The organism is Streptacidiphilus alkalitolerans, from assembly GCF_042511045.1.
Lineage (GTDB): Bacteria > Actinomycetota > Actinomycetes > Streptomycetales > Streptomycetaceae > Streptacidiphilus > Streptacidiphilus alkalitolerans.
Genome location: NZ_JBHEZX010000018.1, coordinates 134,807 through 152,077 on the forward strand (window position 1 = coordinate 134,807; position 17,271 = coordinate 152,077).

The window sequence follows — 17,271 nt, forward strand, 5'->3', positions numbered from 1 at the left end:
GTTGGAGCCCCCTCAGTGATTGGCGGTGGCGGCGTCGAGGAAGGCCGGGCGCTCGCCGCCGCCGTGCAGCAGCAGTGAGGCGCCGCTGATGTACGCGGCGCGGGGCGAGGCGAGGAAGACGCAGGCGTCGCCGACCTCCTCCGGCCGGGCCAGCCGTCCCAGCGGGACGGTACGGGCGACGGCGGCGACGCCGTCCTCGTCGCCGTAGTGCAGTTGCGAGGCCTCGGTCCTGACCATGCCGAGGACCAGGGTGTTCACCCGTACCGCCGGCGCCCACTCCACCGCGAGGCTGCGGGCGAGGTGGTCCAGGCCGGCCTTGGCCGCGCCGTAGGCGGCGCTGCCGGGCGAGGGGCGCTGCCCGCTGACGCTGCCGATCATCACGATGCCCCCGCCCTCCGCCTGACGGTGCATCACTTGATAGGCCGCGCGCGAAAGCAGCAGCGGCGCAAGCAGGTTGAGTTCGAGCACCCGCAGATGCCGGGCCGCGCCACCTTCCGCCAGCGGCAGATAGGGCGTTCCGCCGGCGTTGTTGACCAGCAGGTCGAGCCGTCCGTGGTCCTCGGCGACCGCTGCCAGCAGGGCTGTCCCCGCCTCCGGGTCGCGTACGTCCAGGGCTCTGAACTCGGCCTTGCGGCCTGCCGATGCCAGGGGTGCGGCGGGTGGCCGGCGGGCTGCCGCGACCACCTCGGCCCCGGCCGCGAGCAGGGCCAGGACGATGCCGGCGCCGACGCCCCTGGTGCCGCCGGTGACCACCGCGACCCGTCCGGCCAGTTCATGATGGTCCGTCACTTCGGGCTCCCCTCTTCCTCGTTCCGCTGCTACCGTCGCACCTAACTAACGTTTGGTGGAAAGGTAGCCGAGAATCCCATGGGTGTCTCCACCTCGCTCGCCGAAGACGGGATCGCCGTCGTCACCGTCAGCTATCCCCCGGTCAACGCGCTGCCGGTGTCCGGCTGGTACGAGCTGGCCCGGGCCCTGCGCGAGGCCGGGCAGTCCCTGGACCACCGGGTCGTGGTGCTGGAGGCCCCCGGGCGCGGCTTCAACGCCGGGGTGGACATCAGGGAGATCCAGCGCGATCCGGGCCCGCAGGCCCTGATCGGCGCCAACCGGGGCTGCGCGGAGGCGTTCGCGGCCGTCTACGAGTGCCAACTGCCGGTGATCGCCGCGGTGCAGGGCTTCTGCCTGGGCGGCGGGATCGGCCTGGTCGGCAACGCGGACGCCATTGTCGCCAGCGAGGACGCCACCTTCGGCCTGCCCGAGCTGGACCGGGGGGCGCTGGGCGCGGCCACCCACCTGGCCCGGCTGGTCCCCCCGCACCTGATGCGCCCGCTGTACTACACCGGACGCACCGTCACCGCGCAGGAGCTGCACCGGCACGGGTCGGTCTGGCGGGTCGTCCCGAGAGACCGACTGCGGGACGCGGCACTGGAGTTGGCCCGCGAGATCGCCGCCAAGGACGGCTACCTGCTGCGGCTGGCCAAGGAGGCCATCAACGGCATCGATCCGGTCGACGTCCGCCGCAGCTACCGCTTCGAGCAGGGCTTCACCTTCGAGGCCAATCTCGCCGGGGCCTCCGACCGGCACCGCGCGGCCTTTCTCTCACCTGAGCTCGCCCCCGAGCTCTCCACCGAGGAGGTGTGATGGACAAGCAGATGAGCCCGGACCAGGTCGTCTCCCGGCTGCGCAGCGGAATGACCCTGGGCATCGGCGGCTGGGGCTCACGGCGCAAGCCGATGGCCCTGGTCCGGGCGGTCCTCCGGTCCGGACTGACCGATCTGACGGTGGTCAGCTGCGGCGGCCCCGATGTCGGCCTGCTGCTGGCGGCCGGACGGATCCGGCACCTGGTCACCGCGTTCGTCACGCTGGACTCGATCCCGCTGGAGCCGCACTTCCGCGCTGCGCGGGAGAGCGGCTCACCCGCCCGGCTGACCGAGTACGACGAGGGCATGCTGCTGCAGGGCCTCAGCGCCGCCGCCCAGCGGCTGCCGTTCCTGCCGATCCGGGCTGGCCTCGGCTCGGACGTGCTGCAGCTCAACCCCGAGCTGCGCACCGTCAGTTCACCGTACGGGGACAGCGAGGAGCTGGTGGCGGTGCCCGCGCTGCGGCTGGACGCCGCACTGGTCCACCTGAACCGGGCCGACCGGAGCGGCAACGGCCAGTACCTCGGCCCCGACCCCTACCTGGACGACCTCTTCGTCGCCGCGGCCGACACCGCCTACCTCAGCTGCGAGCGCCTGGTCGACACCGCCGACCTGGCCAAGGAGGGCGGCCCGGCCTCGCTGCTGGTCTCCCGGCACTCGGTCGGCGGGGTGGTGGAGACGCCGAACGGGGCGCACTTCACCTCCTGCGCCCCCGACTACGACCGGGACGAGCCGTTCCAGCGCGCCTACGCCCAGGCCGCCGCCGACCCGGCCGCCTGGGCGGCCTTCGCCGACCGCTTCCTCTCCGGGGACGAGGCGTCCTACCAGGCCGCCGTCACGGCCTTCCGATCGGAGCAGGACCGATGACCACGAGAGCCGAGTACTGCGTCATCGCCTGCGCCGAGGCCTGGCGCGGCGACGGCGAGGTGCTGGCCGCCGCGATGGGGACGGTGCCGACCATCGGCGCCCGGCTGGCCAAGCTGACCTTCGAGCCGGAACTGCTGGTCACCGATGGCGAGGCGATGATCGCCGCCGACGTCCCGGCGCTGGGCGCGGCCCCGGCGGCGGTGGAGGGCTGGCTGCCGTTCCGGCGGCACCTGGAGCTGGTGGCGCGGGGCCACCGGCATGTGATGATGGGCGCCAGCCAGCTCGACCGGCACGGCAACCAGAACATCTCCGCCATCGGCGACTGGGCCCGGCCCACCCGGCAGCTGCTGGGCATGCGCGGCGCCCCGGGGAACACCGCCAACAACCCCACCAGCTACTGGGTCCCCCGGCACAGCACCCGGGTCTTCGTGGAGCGGGTGGACGTGGTCTGCGGGGTCGGCCAGCACCGGCTGTCCGGCCCGGCCGGGCGCTTCCACGAGCTCCGACGCATCGTCAGCGACCGCGCGGTGCTGGACTTCGGCGGTCCCGACCACGCCGTGCGGCTGGTCTCGGTGCACCCCGGGGTGACGGTGGACCAGGTCACCGCGGCAACCGGCTTCCCGCTGGTGGTCGCCGCCGGCCTGGCCGAGACCCGCGAGCCCTCGGCCGAGGAACTGCGGCTGATCCGCGAGGTGCTGGACCCGCGCGGGGCCCGCGACCGCGAGGTGCGCGGATGACCGCGCGGCTGGAGACCCCGCTGACCCGGCTGGTCGGCGTCCGCCACCCGGTCGTGCAGACCGGTATGGGCTGGGTCGCCGGACCCCGCCTGGTCAGCGCCACCGCCCGGGCCGGCGGCCTGGGCATCCTCGGCTCCGCGACCATGACGCCACATCAACTGCTGGACGCCATAAGGGAAGTGAAGGAGCGTACGGACGCGCCCTTCGGGGTCAATCTGCGCGCCGACGCCGGCGACGCCGCCGAGCGCGCCGAGATCATCGTCAAGGAGGGCGTGCGGGTGGCCTCCTTCGCCCTGGCCCCCTCGCGGGAGCTGATCGCCCGGCTCAAGGACGCGGGCGTGGTGGTGATCCCCAGCGTCGGGGCCCGCCGCCACGCCGAGAAGGTCGCCGCCTGGGGCGCGGACGCGGTGCTGGTGCAGGGTGGCGAGGGCGGCGGCCACACCGGGCAGGTCGCCACCACCGTGCTGCTGCCGCAGGTGGTGGACGCCGTGGACATCCCGGTGATCGCCGCGGGCGGCTTCCGCGACGGCCGGGGCCTGGTCGCCGCCCTCGCCTACGGCGCGGCGGGCATCGCCATGGGCACCCGGTTCCTGCTCACCTCGGACAGCACCGTCCCGGACCGGGTCAAGGCCCGCTATCTGGCGGCCGGGGTGAACGACATCACCGTCACCAGTAAGGTCGACGGCCTGCCGCACCGGATGCTGCGCAGCGAGCTGGTCGACACCCTGGAACGCGCGGGCCGGGTCCGCGCGTTCTCCCGCGCCCTGCGCCATGCCGCCGCCTTCCGGGCCGACTCCGGCCTCAGCCGGCGCGGGCTGCTCCGGGACGGCCTGGCCATGCGCCGGGCCCACGAGCTGAGTTGGAGTCAACTGCTGCTGGCCGCCAACACCCCGATGCTGCTCAAGGCCGCCATGGTCGACGGCCGCACCGACCTCGGGGTGATGGCCTCCGGCCAGGTGGCCGGACTGATCGAGGACCTGCCCTCGGTCCAGGCCCTGCTCGACCGGATCATGGCCGAAGCGGGGGAGGTCCTGGACGCCCTCCCCCGCAGCGGGTCCCGCTAAAGCCGCTCGATGATGGTGACGTTGGCCTGGCCGCCGCCCTCGCACATGGTCTGCAGGCCGTAACGGCCGCCGGTGCGCTCCAGTTCGTGCAGCAGGGTGGTCATCAGCCGGACGCCGGTCGCGCCGAGCGGGTGGCCGAGGGCGATGGCGCCGCCGTTGACGTTGACCCGGGCCGGGTCGGCGCCGGTCTCCTTGAGCCAGGCCAGCACCACCGGGGCGAAGGCCTCGTTGATCTCCACCAGGTCCATGTCCTCGATGGTCATCCCGGCCTTCTTCAGCGCGTACGCGGTGGCCGGGATCGGCGCGGAGAGCATCCGGATCGGGTCCTCCCCGCGGACCGAGAGGTGGTGCACCCGGGCCCGCGGGGTGAGGCCGTACTCCGCCACCGCCCGCTCGGAGGCGATCAGCATCGCCGACGCGCCGTCGGAGACCTGCGAGGAGACGGCGGCGGTGAGCCGTCCGCCCTCGGTCAGCGGCTTCAGCCCGGCCATCTTCTCCAGGGTGGTGTCCCGGCGCGGCCCCTCGTCGTGGACGACCTCACCGTACGGGGCGATCTCGCGGGCGAAGCGCCCCTCGTCGATCGCCTGCGCCGCCCGCTGGTGCGACCGCAGCGCGAAGCGCTCCATGTCCTCGCGGGAGATCTCCCACTTCTGGGCGATCAGCTCGGCCCCGTAGAACTGGTTCACCGGCTGGTCGCCGTAGCGCTCGCGCCAGCCGATCGAACCGGCGTACGGACCCTCGGTCAGGCCCAGCGGCAGGGCGGCCTCGCGGGAGGAGTAGGCGATCGGGATCTGCGACATGCTCTGGGTGCCGCCCGCGACCACCAGGTCGCTGGTGCCCGACATCACCGCCTGCGCGGCGAAGTGCACCGCCTGCTGCGAGGAGCCGCACTGGCGGTCGATGGTGACCCCGGGCACCTCCTCCGGCAGCCCGGCGGCCAGCCAGCTGGTCCTGGCGATGTCCCCGGCCTGCGGGCCGACCGTGTCCAGGCAGCCGAAGACCACGTCCTCGACCAGCGCCGGGTCGATGCCGGACCGCTGGACCAGCGCCTTCAGCACATGCGCGCCCAGGTCGGCCGGGTGGGCGGAGGCGAGGCCGCCGCGACGGCGGCCCACCGGGGTGCGTACGGCTTCGATGATGTAGGCCTCGGGCATGACGTGTCTCTCCTCGGTGTCGGCGCCCTGGGTCGGCGCCTTGGGGTCAGCGGTGGTTGATGCCGTCGAGCAGCATGCTGAGGTACTGCCGGGCGATGGTCGCCGCGTCGTGCCGGCCGCCGGGCCGGTACCAGGACGCGGCCACCCACACGGTGTCGCGGACGAAGCGGTATGCCAGCCGCAGGTCCAGGTCGGAGCGGAACTCCCCCTCGGCCACCCCGCGCTCCAGCGTCCCCTGCCAGGCGGCCTCGAAGCGCTGCATGGAGTCGGTCAGATAGGCGAACCGGGGCTGGCCGGCCAGATGCCGCTCGCGCTGGTAGATGGCCACCGCGTCGCGGTGCCGGTCGATCTCCCGGAAGGACTCGACCACCAGCGCCTCCAACGTCTCCCGGGGCCCGAGGCCGCTCGCCAGCACGGCGTCGTATCCGGTCCAGAGCTCGGTCAGGAAGCCGGAGAGGATCTCGTCCAGCATCGACTCCTTGGAGTCGAAGTGGTAGTAGAGGCTGCCGGCCAGGATCCCGGCGGCGTCGGCGATCTCCCGGACCGTGGTGGCGTCGTAGCCCTGCCGGGCGAACACCTCCGCGGCGGTGGCCAGCAGCTCGCCGCGCCGGGAGGCCGCCGCGGTCCTCGCCTGGGGTGTCATCGGAGTGCTCCTGTTCAGGGGTGCTGGCTGCTGACGGAGACGATCTCACCCGTCATGTAGGACGAGTATCCGCTCGCCAGGAAGACGATCACATTCGCCACCTCCCACGGCTCGGCCCAGCGTCCGAACGCCTCCCCCGCGGTCAGCTGCTCCAGCAGCTGCGGCGTGGTGACCTTGGCCAGGTGCGGATGCATGGCCAGGCTCGGCGAGACCGCGTTGACCCGTACCCCGAACTCCGCCGCCTCGACCGCCGCGCAGCGGGTCAGCGCCATCACCCCGGCCTTGGCCGCGGCGTAGTGGGCCTGCCCGGCCTGGGCCCGCCAGCCCACCACCGAGGCATTGTTGACGATCACTCCGCCGGAGTCCGCGTCCCGGAACCGGCGCAGCGCCGCCCTGGTGCAGCGCATGGTCCCGGTCAGGGTGACGTCCAGCACCCGGTCCCACTGCTCGTCGGTCATCCCGACCAGCGGGGCGGTGCCGCCGAGCCCGGCGTTGTTGACCAGGATGTCGAGCCGTCCGTGCCGGGTGGCGGCGAGGTCGAGCAGCTCCGCGACCTGCTGCTCCCGGGTGACGTCGCAGGGCAGTCCGGCCACCCGTCCCTCACCGAACTCCTCGCCGAGCGCCGCCACGGTCTCCTTGAGCCGCCGGGCGTGCGCGTCGCCGAGCACCACGTCCGCGCCCTCCTCCAGGAAGCGGCGGGCGGTGGCGCCGCCGATCCCGGCGCCGGCGGCGGCGGTGATCACCGCGCCGCGCCCGGCGAGCAGCGCATGACCGGTGACATAGGCGGGTGCTGGGTGCATGGGCGGGTCACCTCTCTCGACGGCCGACTGCTCGCACGTTAACCTACCAAACACTTGTTAGGGAAGGAGAGCTCCTGTGCCCGAGGTCGTGCTCTACGAACGCCAGGGGCCGGTGGCCCTGGTCACCATGAACCGCCCGGACTACCGCAACGCCCAGAACTCCGCCATGACCTACGCCCTCGACCGCGCCTTCTACCGCGCCGCCGACGACCCGGAGGTCAAGGTGGTGGTGCTGCGCGGCGCGGGCCCGCACTTCTCCGCTGGGCACGACATCGGCACCCCGGAGCGCGACGCCCATCTGCCCTTCGACCGCACGGCCTCGCTCTGGTGGGACCACTCCGACCGGCAGGGCGCGGAGAGCCGCTACGCCCGGGAGTCCGAGGTCTACCTCGGCATGTGCCGGCGCTGGCGCGAACTGCCCAAGCCGGTGATCGCCTCGGTCCACGGGGCCTGCGTCGCGGGCGGGTTGATGTTGGCCTGGATCTGCGACCTGATCGTCGCCAGCGAGGACGCCTTCTTCGCCGACCCGGTGGTGCGGATGGGCATCCCCGGCGTCGAGTACTTCGCCCACCCCTGGGTGCTGCCGCCGCGGATCGCCAAGGAGTTCCTCTACACCGGCGACCGGATGACCGCCCGCCGCGCCTATGAGCTCGCGATGGTGAACCGGATCGTCCCCCGCGCCGAACTCCAGGACGCCACCCTGGAGTTGGCTGCCAGGATCGCCGAGATGCCGACCATGGGGCTGGCCCTGACCAAGCGCGCCGTCAACCAGGCGGAGGACCTGCAGGGCCTGCACAGCGGCCTGGACTCGGTCTTCGGCCTGCACCACCTGGCCCACGCCCACAACGCGGAGACCGCCAAGGACCCGCTCGGCGGCATGGACGCCGCCGCGATGAAGGCCGCCGCCCGCGAGGTCTCGAACTGATGGACCTTCAGTTCACGGACCAGGACCTCGAGTTCCGGGCCGAGGCCCGGGCCTGGCTGGCCGAGCACGTCCCGGAGAAGCGGCTGCCCTCGCTGGAGACCGAGGAGGGCTTCGCCGCCCACCGGCGCTGGGAGCAGGAGTTGCAGGCCGACCGCTGGGCCGTCGTCTCCTGGCCCGAGCAGTACGGCGGACGCGGCGCCAGCCTGGTCCAGTGGCTGCTGTTCGAGGAGGAGTACTACGCCGCCGGGGCGCCGGGGCGGGTCACCCAGAACGGCATCAACCTGCTCGCCCCCACCCTGTTCGAACACGGCAGTGAGGAGCAGCGGGCCCGGGTGCTGCCGCCGATGGCCGACGGCAGCACGGTCTGGGCCCAGGCCTGGTCCGAGCCCGGCGCGGGCAGCGACCTGGCCGCGCTGCGCTCCACCGCGCGCCGTACCGACGGCGGCTGGCTGCTGGACGGGGCGAAGACCTGGTCCTCCCGCGCGGCCTTCGCCGACCGCGCCTTCGGCCTGTTCCGCTCCACCCCGGTCGAGCAGTCCGGGGCCCCGCACCGGGGCCTCAGCTATCTGATGTTCCCGCTGGACGCACCGGGGGTGACGGTCCGTCCGATCGGCCGCCTGGACGGGAAGCCGGCCTTCGCCGAGATCTTCCTCGACGCGGTGTTCGTCCCGGACCGGGATGTGATCGGCGCGGCCGGGCAGGGCTGGCGGGCGGCGATGAGCACGGCCGGGAACGAGCGCGGGCTCACCCTGCGCAGCCCCGGCCGCTTCCTGGCCGCCGCCGACCGGCTGGTGGCGCTGTGGCGCAGGACCGCCGACCCGGCCGACACCGCGCTCGCCGAGCGGGTTGCCGATGTGGTGGTCCGGGCCCGGGCCTACCAGCTGTTCGCCTTCGCCGCGGCCTCCCGGATCACCGAGGGCGCGAGCCTGGGCGCGGAGTCCAGCCTGAACAAGATCTTCTGGTCCGAGCTGGACCTCGCCCTGCACGAGACCGCGCTCGACCTGCTCGGCCCGGACGGGGAACTGCTCGACGACGCCGACGACTGGTCAGAGGGCTATGTGTTCGCCCTGGCCGGACCGATCTACGGCGGCACCAACGAGATCCAGCGCGACATCGTCGCCGAGCGGCTGCTCGGCCTGCCCAGGGGACGGCGCGGATGAGGTTCCTGCCCAGCACCGAGCAGCGCGACTTCGCCGCGGGTCTTGACGCCCTGCTGGCGGCCTCCGACGTGCCCGCCGCGATCAGGGCCAGGGCCGGGGGCGATCCGGCCCCGGTACGGGCGCTGTGGCGGCGGCTGGCGGCCAGTGACGTGTTCGCCCTCGGCTGCCCCGAACGCTTCGGCGGGACCGGCCTGATGCCGGTCGAACTGGCGCTCGCCTGCGTCGAGTTGGGCCGCCACGCGGTCCCCGGGCCGCTGGCCGAGACCTTCGCCGGCAGCGTCCTGCTGGACGACACCGGCGCGGCCGACGAGTCCGGCCGCTGGCTGGCCCAGGTCGTCCACGGCGAGGCCGTACTCACCCTGGCCCTGCCGGTGAACGGGCCCTACGCCCCCGACGCCGACCTCGCCGACGGCCTGCTGCACGTCGACGGCGAGACCCTGTACGCGGCCGAACCGCCGGGGCAGGGGCTGCCCTCGCTGGACCCGGCCCGCCGGCTGTTCCGCCCGTCCGGCGGGACGCTGCTCGCGGCCGGGCCGCGGGTCACCGAGTCCGCCGCGCACGCCGCCGAGGTGGCCGTGCTCTGCACCGCCGCGCTCGCCCTCGGCACCGGCCGCCGCCTGCTGGCCGGCACCGTCGAGTACGTCGGCAGCAGGGTCCAGTTCGGCATCCCGATCGGCGGGTTCCAGGCGGTCAAGCACCGGCTGGCCGACGTGCTGCTGCAGTTGGAGTTCGCCGAGCCGCTGCTGTACGCCGCCGCCCTCGGGCTGCGCGACCGCTCCCCCGGGGCCGGCCGCGACCTGCCCGCCGCCAAGGCCGCCTGTGGCGAGGCCGGCTACGCCGCCGCCCGGGCCGCGCTGCAACTGCACGGCGCCATCGGCTACACCGACGAGTTCGACCTGTCGCTCTGGATCCGCCGGGCCCGGGTGCTGCGCTCGGCCTGGGGCACCCCGTCCGCCTGCCGCCGCGCGGTGCTCACCGGACACGTCACCGCGCAGAAAAGCACCACCGGGCCCCTGGTGAGGTAGGTGCCCGGTGGTGCCCAGGTGTCGTGCGGGTCTCGCTGCTCAGATCTCGCCGCGCAGCTTCGCCAGCGCCTCGGCGAGGATCGCCTCGCCGTCGGCGTCGCTGCGGCGCTCGCGGACGTACGCGAGGTGGGTCTTGTACGGCTCAGTGCGCGGCGGAGCCGGCGGGTTCTCCTCGTCCTGCCCGGCCGGGAAGCCGCAGCGCGGGCAGTCCCAGGTCTCCGGGATCTGCGCGTCGGACGCGAAGGACGGACGGGTCTCGTGTCCATTGGCACACCAGAAGGAGATGCGGAGACGAGGAGCGGACTCGCCGCGCTCGGCTTCCCCCATGGGGCCTGCCCCGACCCTGCTGCCACGGATGGCGTTGCCACTTGCCACGGTCTGACTCCCTGCGTGCTGGTGCGATGCGATAGTCACCTGGGATGATTCCGCGCCCCCGAGGCCCGGCCCCACAGTGTCCCGTCGCCCCCCTTCTCCGACGGAGTCGTCCCAGTGTACGGACCACATAAGTATCGTCCGACACCGCCACCGGTGACGACTGTCACTCATGATAGGCGGCCGGACGACACTCCGTCAGCAAAGCGCACGTGCCGGAGCACGTGCGGAGCGCGAGGCAGTGCTGCTGCCTGCTCAGCCGCCGTTCTTGGCCTTGAGCAGCAGCGACAGGATGATGATGCAGACGAACCAGGCGATACCCATGAAGATGGTGATGCGGTCCAGGTTGCGCTCTGCGACGGCGGAGCCACCGCCGGTGGAGGACATACCGCCGCCGAACATGTCGGAGAGGCCGCCACCCTTGCCCTTGTGGAGCAGGACGAGGGCAACCATCATCACGCTGAAGAAGATCAGCGCGATCGAGAAGCCGAGGATCACGGCGGGACCAATCTCTCGTAACCGAAGTCTGTGCCGATAAGTCACTGACAGTATGGACAGTATGGAGCAGGGCCGGGACGGCGGAAAGTGTCCTCCGCGTTCCCGGCCCCGCCCACTCTAGACCGGAGTCAGCCTACTGCCTGGTCCCGGTAGCGCACGATCTTCACGAACTCCTCGGCGTCGAGCGCCGCTCCGCCGATCAGAGCGCCGTCCACATCCGGCTTGGCCATGATCCCGGCCGCGTTCGAGGACTTCACCGAACCGCCGTAGAGCACCCGCACCGAGTCGGCCAGTTCCTGGTCGTAGAGCTCGGCCAGCCGGGCGCGGATCGCGCCGCACACCTCCTGGGCGTCCTCGGGGGTGGCGACCTCGCCGGTGCCGATGGCCCACACCGGCTCGTAGGCCACCACGATCCGCTCGGCGTCCTTGGCCTCGACGCCCGCCAGCGCGCCGTCCAGCTGGGCCAGGGTGTAGCCGACCTGCTCGCCGGCCTTGCGGATGTCCAGGCCCTCGCCGACGCAGAGGATCGGCAGCACGCCGTTCCGGAACGCGGCCTTGACCTTGGCGTTGACGATCTCCTCGGTCTCGCCGTGGTACTGGCGCCGCTCCGAGTGGCCGATCGCCACATAGGTGCACTTCAGCTTGGAGAGCATCGGGCCGGAGATCTCACCGGTGTAGGCGCCGGAGTCATGGGCGGAGATGTCCTGGGCGCCGTACTTGATCTTCATCTTGTCGCCGTCGACCAGGGTCTGCACCGAGCGCAGGTCCGTGAACGGCGGCAGGATCGCGACCTCGACGGACGCGTAGTCCTTGTCGGTCAGCGCGAAGGCGAGCTTCTGGGTGTGGGCGATGGCCTCGAGGTGGTTGAGGTTCATCTTCCAGTTGCCCGCCATCAGCGGCGTGCGAAGGACCGGGGTGCGTGCAGCAGTCATGTCGCTCAGTTCTCCAGTGCGGCCAGGCCGGGGAGGGTCTTGCCCTCCAGGTACTCGAGGCTGGCGCCGCCACCCGTCGAGATGTGTCCGAACTTCTTCTCGTCGAAGCCCAGGATGCGGACGGCCGCGGCGGAGTCGCCACCGCCGACCACCGAGAAGGCGTCGCCCTCGGCCAGCGCCTCGGCGACGGCACGGGTGCCGGCGGCGAAGTCGGGGTGCTCGAAGACGCCCATCGGGCCGTTCCAGAACACCGTGCTGGCGTCGGCCAGCTTGGCGGCGAACAGCTTGCCGGTCTCCGGGCCGAGGTCCAGGCCCAGCTTGCCGGCCGGGATCGCGTCGGCGGGCACGACCTCGAAGTCCGCGGCCGGGGCCTTGGTCTTCAGGTCGGGGAAGGAGCCGGAGACCGCGACGTCGACCGGGAGGACGAACTCCACCCCGTTCTTCTCGGCGCGCGCCAGGTACTCCAGCACCACCGGGATCTGGTCCTCCTGCAGCAGGCTGGCGCCGACGTCGTGGCCCTGCGCCTTGAGGAAGGTGAAGGCCATGCCGCCGCCGATGAGGATCCGGTCGGCCTTGCCCAGCAGGTTGTCGATCACACCGAGCTTGTCGGAGACCTTGGAGCCGCCGAGCACCACCACGTACGGGCGCTCGACCTGCTCGGTGAGCCGCTTGAGCACGCCGACCTCGGTGGCGATCAGCAGGCCGACCGCGTGCGGCAGCCGGGCCGGGAGGTCGAACACCGAGGCGTGCTTGCGGTGCACGGCGCCGAAGCCGTCGCCGACGTAGAGGTCGGCCAGGGCGGCGAGCTGGTCCGCGAAGGCGCCGCGCTCGGCGTCGTCCTTGCTGGTCTCACCGGCGTTGAAGCGCAGGTTCTCCAGCAGCGCGACCTGGCCGTCCTTGAGCGCGGCGGTCACGGCGGCGGCGCTGTCGCCGACCGTGTCGGTGGCGAAGGCCACCTCCTGGCCGAGGATCTCTCCGAGCCGCTTGGCGACCGGGGCCAGGCTGAACTGCGGGTCGGGCGCGCCCTTGGGACGGCCCAGGTGGGAGGCGACGATCACCTTGGCGCCGGCGGCGACCAGCTTGGCGATGGTCGGGGCGACGGCGCGGATCCGGCCGTCGTCGGTGATGTCGGTGCCGGACAGCGGCACATTGAGGTCGGCGCGGACGAATACCCGCTTGCCGGCGACGTCGAGGTCGTCGATGGTCTGCACGGTCAGGACTCTCCTGTCGGGGGATGTCAACGGACACGGAAGTCAGGGCCCGGACCATGTCGTCCGGACCCTGACTTCACGCTGCTACCGAACCGCTCGTCAGAGCTGGCCACCGACGAGGGTGGTCAGGTTGACGAGGCGGTTGGAGTAGCCCCACTCGTTGTCGTACCAGCCGAAGACCTTGACCTGGTTGCCCTGGACCATGGTCATCAGCGAGTCGAAGATGCAGGAGGACGGGTTGCCGACGATGTCCGAGGACACGATCGGGTCCTCGGTGTACTCGAGGATGCCCTTGAGCGCGCCGTTGGCGGCCTTCTGGTACGCGGCGTTGACCTCTTCGACGGTCACCTCGCGCTCCAGGGTGACGACCAGGTCGGTGATGGAGCCGGTCGGCACCGGGACGCGCAGCGAAGTGCCGTCCAGCTTGCCCTTGAGCTCCGGGATGACCAGGGCGGTGGCCTTGGCGGCACCGGTCGAGGTCGGGATGATGTTCAGCGACGCGGCCCGGGCCCGACGCAGGTCCTTGTGCGGGAAGTCCAGGGTGACCTGGTCGTTGGTGAACGCGTGGATCGTCGTCATGAAGCCCTTGACGATGCCGAAGTTCTCCAGCAGGACCTTCGCCAGCGGCGCCACGCAGTTGGTGGTGCAGGAGGCGTTGGAGATGACGTCCTGCTTGCTGACGTCGATCTTGTCGTCGTTGACGCCGATGACGACGGTGAGGTCCTCGTCGGTGGCCGGAGCCGAGATCAGGACCTTCTTCGCACCCGCCGCGATGTGCTTCTTCGCGTCCGCGGCCTTGGTGAAGAAGCCGGTCGACTCGATCACGATGTCGGCGCCGAGGGCCGCCCAGCCGAGGGCGGCGGGGTCGCGCTCGGCGGTGACCTTGAAGGTCTTGCCGTCCACGGTGATGCTGTCGGCGGTGTGGGACACCTCGGCCTGGAGCGTGCCCAGGATCGAGTCGTACTTGAGCAGGTGCGCCAGGGTCTTGGTGTCGGTGAGGTCGTTGACACCCACGATCTCGATGTCCGCGCCCTGGGACTTAACCGCACGGAAGAAGTTACGACCAATACGGCCGAACCCGTTGATGCCTACCCGGATCGTCACGAACCGATCTCCTCGCTGGTACGCCGACGCTTTACGTCGACGAGCTGGAATGGGATGTCCCCGACCGCTTAAAACCCTACCCCGCGGGGGTGGCGCAGGGCACATCCGGCCGTCCGTACGAGCAGATGCCGTCCCTGGTCAGAGCGACCGGGGACGGCATTCGTACAGATTTCGCCCGGATTTCACGGGCATTTCAACACAAGAACGGTCAGCCGACCGCCATCTCCTCGGCCGCGTAGGAGTCCGACTCGGACAGGTTGTGCTCGGTGCTGGGCAGTCCCAGCTCCGAGGCCCGCTTGTCGGCCATCGCCAGCAGCCGCCGGATCCGCCCGGCCACCGCGTCCTTGGTCAGCGGCGGGTCGGCCAGCGAGCCCAGCTCCTCCAGCGAGGCCTGCTTGTGCTCCATCCGCAGCCGTCCGGCCGCCGCCAGGTGCTCGGGGACCTCCTCGCCGAGGATCTCCAGCGCCCGCTGCACCCGGGCGCCGGCCGCGACCGCGGCCCGGGCCGAGCGGCGCAGGTTGGCGTCGTCGAAGTTGGCCAGCCGGTTGGCGGTGGCCCGGACCTCGCGGCGCATCCGCCGCTCCTCCCAGGCCAGCACCGACTCGTGCGCGCCGAGCCGGGTCAGCAGCGCGCCGATGGCGTCACCGTCGCGGATCACCACCCGGTCCACCCCGCGCACCTCGCGGGCCTTCGCCGGGATGCCGAGCCGCCGGGCCGCGCCGACCAGGGCCAGCGCCGCCTCCGAGCCGGGGCAGGTGATCTCCAGCGAGGAGGACCTGCCGGGCTCGGTGAGCGAGCCGTGCGCCAGGAAGGCGCCGCGCCAGGCCGCCTCCGCGTCGCAGGTCGCCCCGGACACCACCGCCGGGGGCAACCCCCGGATCGGGCGTCCTCGCCCGTCCACCAGGCCCGTCTGCCGGGCCAGCAGGTCTCCGTCCTTCACCACGCGCACCACGTACCGGCTTCCGCGTCGCAGACCGCCGGGGGCCATCACCACCAGCTCCGAGGAGTGTCCGAAGATCTCCAGGAGGTCCTTGCGCAGTCGCCTCGCCGCGACTCCGGTGTCCAGCTCCGCCTCGATCACGATGCGTCCGCTCACAATGTGCAGACCGCCCGCGAACCGCAGGATCGCCGACACCTCCGCCTTGCGGCAGCATGCCCGGGTGACGGGTAGCCGGCTGATTTCGTCCTTCACCGCTGCCGTCATCGCCATGGCGCGATCCTTCCATGCGTTCTGAAGATCCGGTCGTACGCTGCGGCCAGAAGCTCCGGGTCGTGTCGCGGACTTCCGTCCTCAGCTGCGACGTTGTCGAGCACCAGTTCGGCCCCGAGTCGTTTGGCGGCGCTGCGCAGCGCCTCCGGATCAGCCACCGTCGTCTCCTCGGCGAGGACGAAGTCCACGGAGAGCTCCGGGGCGTGGGCCCCGAGCACCTCCAAGTGCCGTTGCGGGGAGAAGCCCTCGGTCTCCCCCGGCTGTCCCACCAGGTTAAGCGCAAGCACCTTGCGGGCCCGGGTCTGCACCAGGGCCGCCCGCAGATCCGGCACCATCAGGTGCGGCAGCACGCTGGTGAACCAGGATCCGGGGCCGAGCACCACCCAGTCCGCCTCGCGCACCGCGGCCACCGCCTCGGGCACCGCGGGCGGGTCCTGCGGCAGCAGCCGCACCGACTCCACCTCGCCCCGGGTGACCGCCACTTCGGCCTGGCCGCGCACGGTGTCGCGGCGGTCCGGGTACGCCGGATCGAGGCCGCGCACCACCGCCTCGATGTCCAGCGGCACCGAGGACATCGGCAGCACCCGGCCGTGCGCGCCCAGCAGCCGGCCGACGTAGGCCAGCGCCTCCACCGGGTCGCCGAGCTTCTCCCACAGCGCCACGATCAGCAGGTTGCCGACCGCGTGGCCGTGCAGGTCGCCGTCGCTCTGGAAGCGGTGCTGGATCACCTCGGACCAGGTGCGGCCCCACTCGTCGTCGCCGCACAGCGCGGCCAGCGCCTTGCGCAGGTCGCCCGGCGGCAGCACGCCCAACTCGGCGCGCAGCCGCCCGCTGGAACCACCGTCGTCGGCGACGGTGACCACGGCGGTGAGCTCGCCGGTGAGTCTGCGCAGCGCGCTCAGCGAGGCGGACAGCCCGTGGCCGCCGCCGAGCGCGGTGATTCGCGGAGCCCCGCGACGGCGGCGGACCTGCCGTCCAGCAACGATGTGCGACGCCACCCGTGCCCCTTTTGCCCCTGGGCGGTAACTCGTCGGCCGGTTACTCGCGCCCCATGTCCCGATGCACCAGCACCGTCTCGAGTCCGTCGGCCATCAACCGCTTGGCCAGCCGCTCCGACATCGCAACGCTGCGGTGTTTGCCTCCGGTGCAGCCTACGGCAAGTGTCATGTAACGCTTGCCCTCCCGGCGGTAGCCGTCGGTGACGATGCGCAGGGTCTCGGCGTACTGGTCCAGGAACTCCTTGGCCCCGGGCTGGTCGAAGACATAGCGGGCCACCTCGTCGTCCGTGCCGGTGCGCGGGCGCAGTTCGGGGACCCAGTGCGGGTTCGGCAGGAAGCGGCAGTCCACCACCAGGTCGGCGTCCACCGGCAGGCCGTACTTGAAGCCGAAGGACATCACCGTCGCCCTGAGCTGCGGTTCCAGGTCGTCGGAGAACTGCGCGTCCAGCTTGGCCCGCAGTTCGTGGACATTGAGGCTGGAGGTGTCGATCACCAGGTCGGCCTCGCCGCGCAGGTCGCGCAGCAGGGTCCGCTCCTGGGCGATGCCGTCCACGATCCGCCCGTCGCCCTGCAGCGGGTGCGGACGGCGGACGCTCTCGAACCGGCGCACCAGGGCGTCGTCGGACGCCTCCAGATACACCACGCGCAACCGCACGCCGCGCTTCTCCAGGTCCTCCAGCGAGGAGAGGAGGTCGTCGAAGAAGCTGCGGCCGCGGACGTCGACCACCGCCCCTATCCGCGCCACCGCGCCCTGCGAGCGGGCGCCGAGGTCGACCATGGTCCGTATCAAGGCCGGCGGGAGGTTGTCCACGACGAACCAACCGAGGTCTTCCAAGCACTTCGCGGCCGTACTGCGGCCGGCTCCGGACATCCCGGAGATGATCACCAGTTCGGGTACGGTCTCACCGCCGGACATACTCACGTGCACTCC

The 17,271-nt window shown here is 72.0% G+C and carries 19 protein-coding genes; 7 read left to right on the forward strand and 12 right to left on the reverse strand.

Annotated features, from left to right (window positions below):
• Positions 1-12 precede the first annotated feature (12 nt).
• Complete coding sequence (locus tag ACEZDG_RS31215; protein WP_380516114.1) at positions 13-789, reverse strand: SDR family oxidoreductase; 777 nt, start codon at positions 787-789, stop codon at positions 13-15.
• Positions 790-867: 78 nt separating this feature from the next.
• Between ACEZDG_RS31215 and ACEZDG_RS31220 the strand changes: the two genes are divergently transcribed.
• From ACEZDG_RS31220 to ACEZDG_RS31235, 4 genes are read left to right on the forward strand one after another with little or no spacing between them, the layout of a single operon-like run.
• Positions 868-1,641, forward strand: coding sequence for an enoyl-CoA hydratase family protein (locus tag ACEZDG_RS31220; protein WP_380516117.1), 774 nt, complete (start codon positions 868-870; stop codon positions 1,639-1,641).
• A complete protein-coding gene (locus tag ACEZDG_RS31225) occupies positions 1,641-2,507 on the forward strand; it encodes a CoA transferase subunit A (protein WP_380516120.1) in 867 nt (288 codons plus the stop codon). Before ACEZDG_RS31220 ends, ACEZDG_RS31225 begins: the two co-directional genes overlap by 1 nt.
• Positions 2,504-3,244, forward strand: a complete 741-nt coding sequence (locus ACEZDG_RS31230) for a CoA-transferase subunit beta (RefSeq protein ID WP_380516123.1) — start codon at positions 2,504-2,506, stop codon at positions 3,242-3,244. The genes ACEZDG_RS31225 and ACEZDG_RS31230 overlap by 4 nt, the downstream gene beginning before the upstream one ends.
• 8 nt (positions 3,245-3,252) lie before the next feature.
• Positions 3,253-4,308, forward strand: a complete 1,056-nt coding sequence (locus ACEZDG_RS31235; RefSeq protein WP_380516209.1) for an NAD(P)H-dependent flavin oxidoreductase — start codon at positions 3,253-3,255, stop codon at positions 4,306-4,308.
• Here ACEZDG_RS31235 and ACEZDG_RS31240 read toward each other — a convergent pair.
• From ACEZDG_RS31240 to ACEZDG_RS31250, 3 genes are read right to left on the reverse strand one after another with little or no spacing between them, the layout of a single operon-like run.
• Positions 4,305-5,462 (reverse strand): acetyl-CoA C-acetyltransferase, encoded by a 1,158-nt coding sequence (locus tag ACEZDG_RS31240; RefSeq protein ID WP_380516126.1) that lies wholly within the window; start codon positions 5,460-5,462, stop codon positions 4,305-4,307. The two genes, ACEZDG_RS31235 and ACEZDG_RS31240, sit on opposite strands and share 4 nt — an antisense overlap.
• Before the next feature lie 46 nt (positions 5,463-5,508).
• Positions 5,509-6,105: a TetR/AcrR family transcriptional regulator gene (locus tag ACEZDG_RS31245; RefSeq protein ID WP_380516129.1), complete on the reverse strand. Its 597-nt coding sequence runs from the start codon at positions 6,103-6,105 to the stop codon at positions 5,509-5,511.
• A gap of 14 nt (positions 6,106-6,119) precedes the next feature.
• Complete coding sequence (locus tag ACEZDG_RS31250; RefSeq protein ID WP_380516132.1) at positions 6,120-6,905, reverse strand: SDR family oxidoreductase; 786 nt, start codon at positions 6,903-6,905, stop codon at positions 6,120-6,122.
• Positions 6,906-6,981: 76 nt separating this feature from the next.
• On the opposite strand from ACEZDG_RS31250, the gene ACEZDG_RS31255 reads away from it, so the two are divergent.
• Genes ACEZDG_RS31255 through ACEZDG_RS31265 form a run of 3 tightly spaced genes read left to right on the forward strand, consistent with a single transcriptional unit; the run spans position 6,982 to position 10,015 of the window.
• Positions 6,982-7,830 (forward strand): enoyl-CoA hydratase, encoded by an 849-nt coding sequence (locus tag ACEZDG_RS31255; RefSeq protein WP_380516135.1) that lies wholly within the window; start codon positions 6,982-6,984, stop codon positions 7,828-7,830.
• Positions 7,830-8,990, forward strand: coding sequence for an acyl-CoA dehydrogenase family protein (locus tag ACEZDG_RS31260; protein ID WP_380516138.1), 1,161 nt, complete (start codon positions 7,830-7,832; stop codon positions 8,988-8,990). Before ACEZDG_RS31255 ends, ACEZDG_RS31260 begins: the two co-directional genes overlap by 1 nt.
• Positions 8,987-10,015: an acyl-CoA dehydrogenase family protein gene (locus tag ACEZDG_RS31265; RefSeq protein ID WP_380516141.1), complete on the forward strand. Its 1,029-nt coding sequence runs from the start codon at positions 8,987-8,989 to the stop codon at positions 10,013-10,015. Before ACEZDG_RS31260 ends, ACEZDG_RS31265 begins: the two co-directional genes overlap by 4 nt.
• A gap of 39 nt (positions 10,016-10,054) precedes the next feature.
• Here the strand turns inward: ACEZDG_RS31265 and ACEZDG_RS31270 are convergent, their stop codons facing one another.
• From ACEZDG_RS31270 to rapZ, 8 genes are all read right to left on the reverse strand, one after another.
• Complete coding sequence (locus tag ACEZDG_RS31270; protein WP_123501027.1) at positions 10,055-10,390, reverse strand: RNA polymerase-binding protein RbpA; 336 nt, start codon at positions 10,388-10,390, stop codon at positions 10,055-10,057.
• Between the two features lie 252 nt (positions 10,391-10,642).
• Complete coding sequence (gene secG, locus ACEZDG_RS31275) at positions 10,643-10,885, reverse strand: preprotein translocase subunit SecG (protein ID WP_380516145.1); 243 nt, start codon at positions 10,883-10,885, stop codon at positions 10,643-10,645.
• Between the two features lie 128 nt (positions 10,886-11,013).
• Positions 11,014-11,817, reverse strand: a complete 804-nt coding sequence (gene tpiA / locus ACEZDG_RS31280; protein WP_380516148.1) for a triose-phosphate isomerase — start codon at positions 11,815-11,817, stop codon at positions 11,014-11,016.
• A 5-nt stretch (positions 11,818-11,822) separates the two neighbouring features.
• The gene (locus tag ACEZDG_RS31285; protein WP_380516151.1) at positions 11,823-13,028 is read right to left on the reverse strand and encodes a phosphoglycerate kinase; all 1,206 of its coding nucleotides are present in this window, start codon (positions 13,026-13,028) and stop codon (positions 11,823-11,825) included.
• Between the two features lie 99 nt (positions 13,029-13,127).
• Positions 13,128-14,132 carry a type I glyceraldehyde-3-phosphate dehydrogenase gene (gap, locus tag ACEZDG_RS31290; protein WP_380516154.1) on the reverse strand — a complete coding sequence of 335 codons (1,005 nt, stop codon included), beginning with the start codon at positions 14,130-14,132 and terminating at the stop codon, positions 13,128-13,130.
• Between the two features lie 208 nt (positions 14,133-14,340).
• Positions 14,341-15,342, reverse strand: a complete 1,002-nt coding sequence (gene whiA, locus ACEZDG_RS31295; RefSeq protein ID WP_380516157.1) for a DNA-binding protein WhiA — start codon at positions 15,340-15,342, stop codon at positions 14,341-14,343.
• Positions 15,333-16,340, reverse strand: coding sequence for a gluconeogenesis factor YvcK family protein (locus ACEZDG_RS31300; RefSeq protein WP_380516160.1), 1,008 nt, complete (start codon positions 16,338-16,340; stop codon positions 15,333-15,335). The genes whiA and ACEZDG_RS31300 overlap by 10 nt, the downstream gene beginning before the upstream one ends.
• Before the next feature lie 40 nt (positions 16,341-16,380).
• On the reverse strand, positions 16,381-17,256 hold the full coding sequence (gene rapZ, locus ACEZDG_RS31305; protein WP_380516212.1) for an RNase adapter RapZ: 876 nt from the start codon (positions 17,254-17,256) through the stop codon (positions 16,381-16,383).
• Positions 17,257-17,271 lie beyond the last annotated feature (15 nt).

Coding starts and splice junctions, on each gene's coding strand:
- ACEZDG_RS31220 (WP_380516117.1), top strand. CDS start 868: ATGGGTGTCTCCACCTCGCTCGCCGAAGACGGGATCGCCGTCGTCACC.
- ACEZDG_RS31225 (WP_380516120.1), top strand. CDS start 1,641: ATGGACAAGCAGATGAGCCCGGACCAGGTCGTCTCCCGGCTGCGCAGC.
- ACEZDG_RS31230 (WP_380516123.1), top strand. CDS start 2,504: ATGACCACGAGAGCCGAGTACTGCGTCATCGCCTGCGCCGAGGCCTGG.
- ACEZDG_RS31240 (WP_380516126.1), bottom strand. CDS start 5,462: ATGCCCGAGGCCTACATCATCGAAGCCGTACGCACCCCGGTGGGCCGC.
- ACEZDG_RS31245 (WP_380516129.1), bottom strand. CDS start 6,105: ATGACACCCCAGGCGAGGACCGCGGCGGCCTCCCGGCGCGGCGAGCTG.
- ACEZDG_RS31250 (WP_380516132.1), bottom strand. CDS start 6,905: ATGCACCCAGCACCCGCCTATGTCACCGGTCATGCGCTGCTCGCCGGG.
- ACEZDG_RS31260 (WP_380516138.1), top strand. CDS start 7,830: ATGGACCTTCAGTTCACGGACCAGGACCTCGAGTTCCGGGCCGAGGCC.
- ACEZDG_RS31265 (WP_380516141.1), top strand. CDS start 8,987: ATGAGGTTCCTGCCCAGCACCGAGCAGCGCGACTTCGCCGCGGGTCTT.
- tpiA (WP_380516148.1), bottom strand. CDS start 11,817: ATGACTGCTGCACGCACCCCGGTCCTTCGCACGCCGCTGATGGCGGGC.
- whiA (WP_380516157.1), bottom strand. CDS start 15,342: ATGGCGATGACGGCAGCGGTGAAGGACGAAATCAGCCGGCTACCCGTC.
- rapZ (WP_380516212.1), bottom strand. CDS start 17,256: ATGTCCGGCGGTGAGACCGTACCCGAACTGGTGATCATCTCCGGGATG.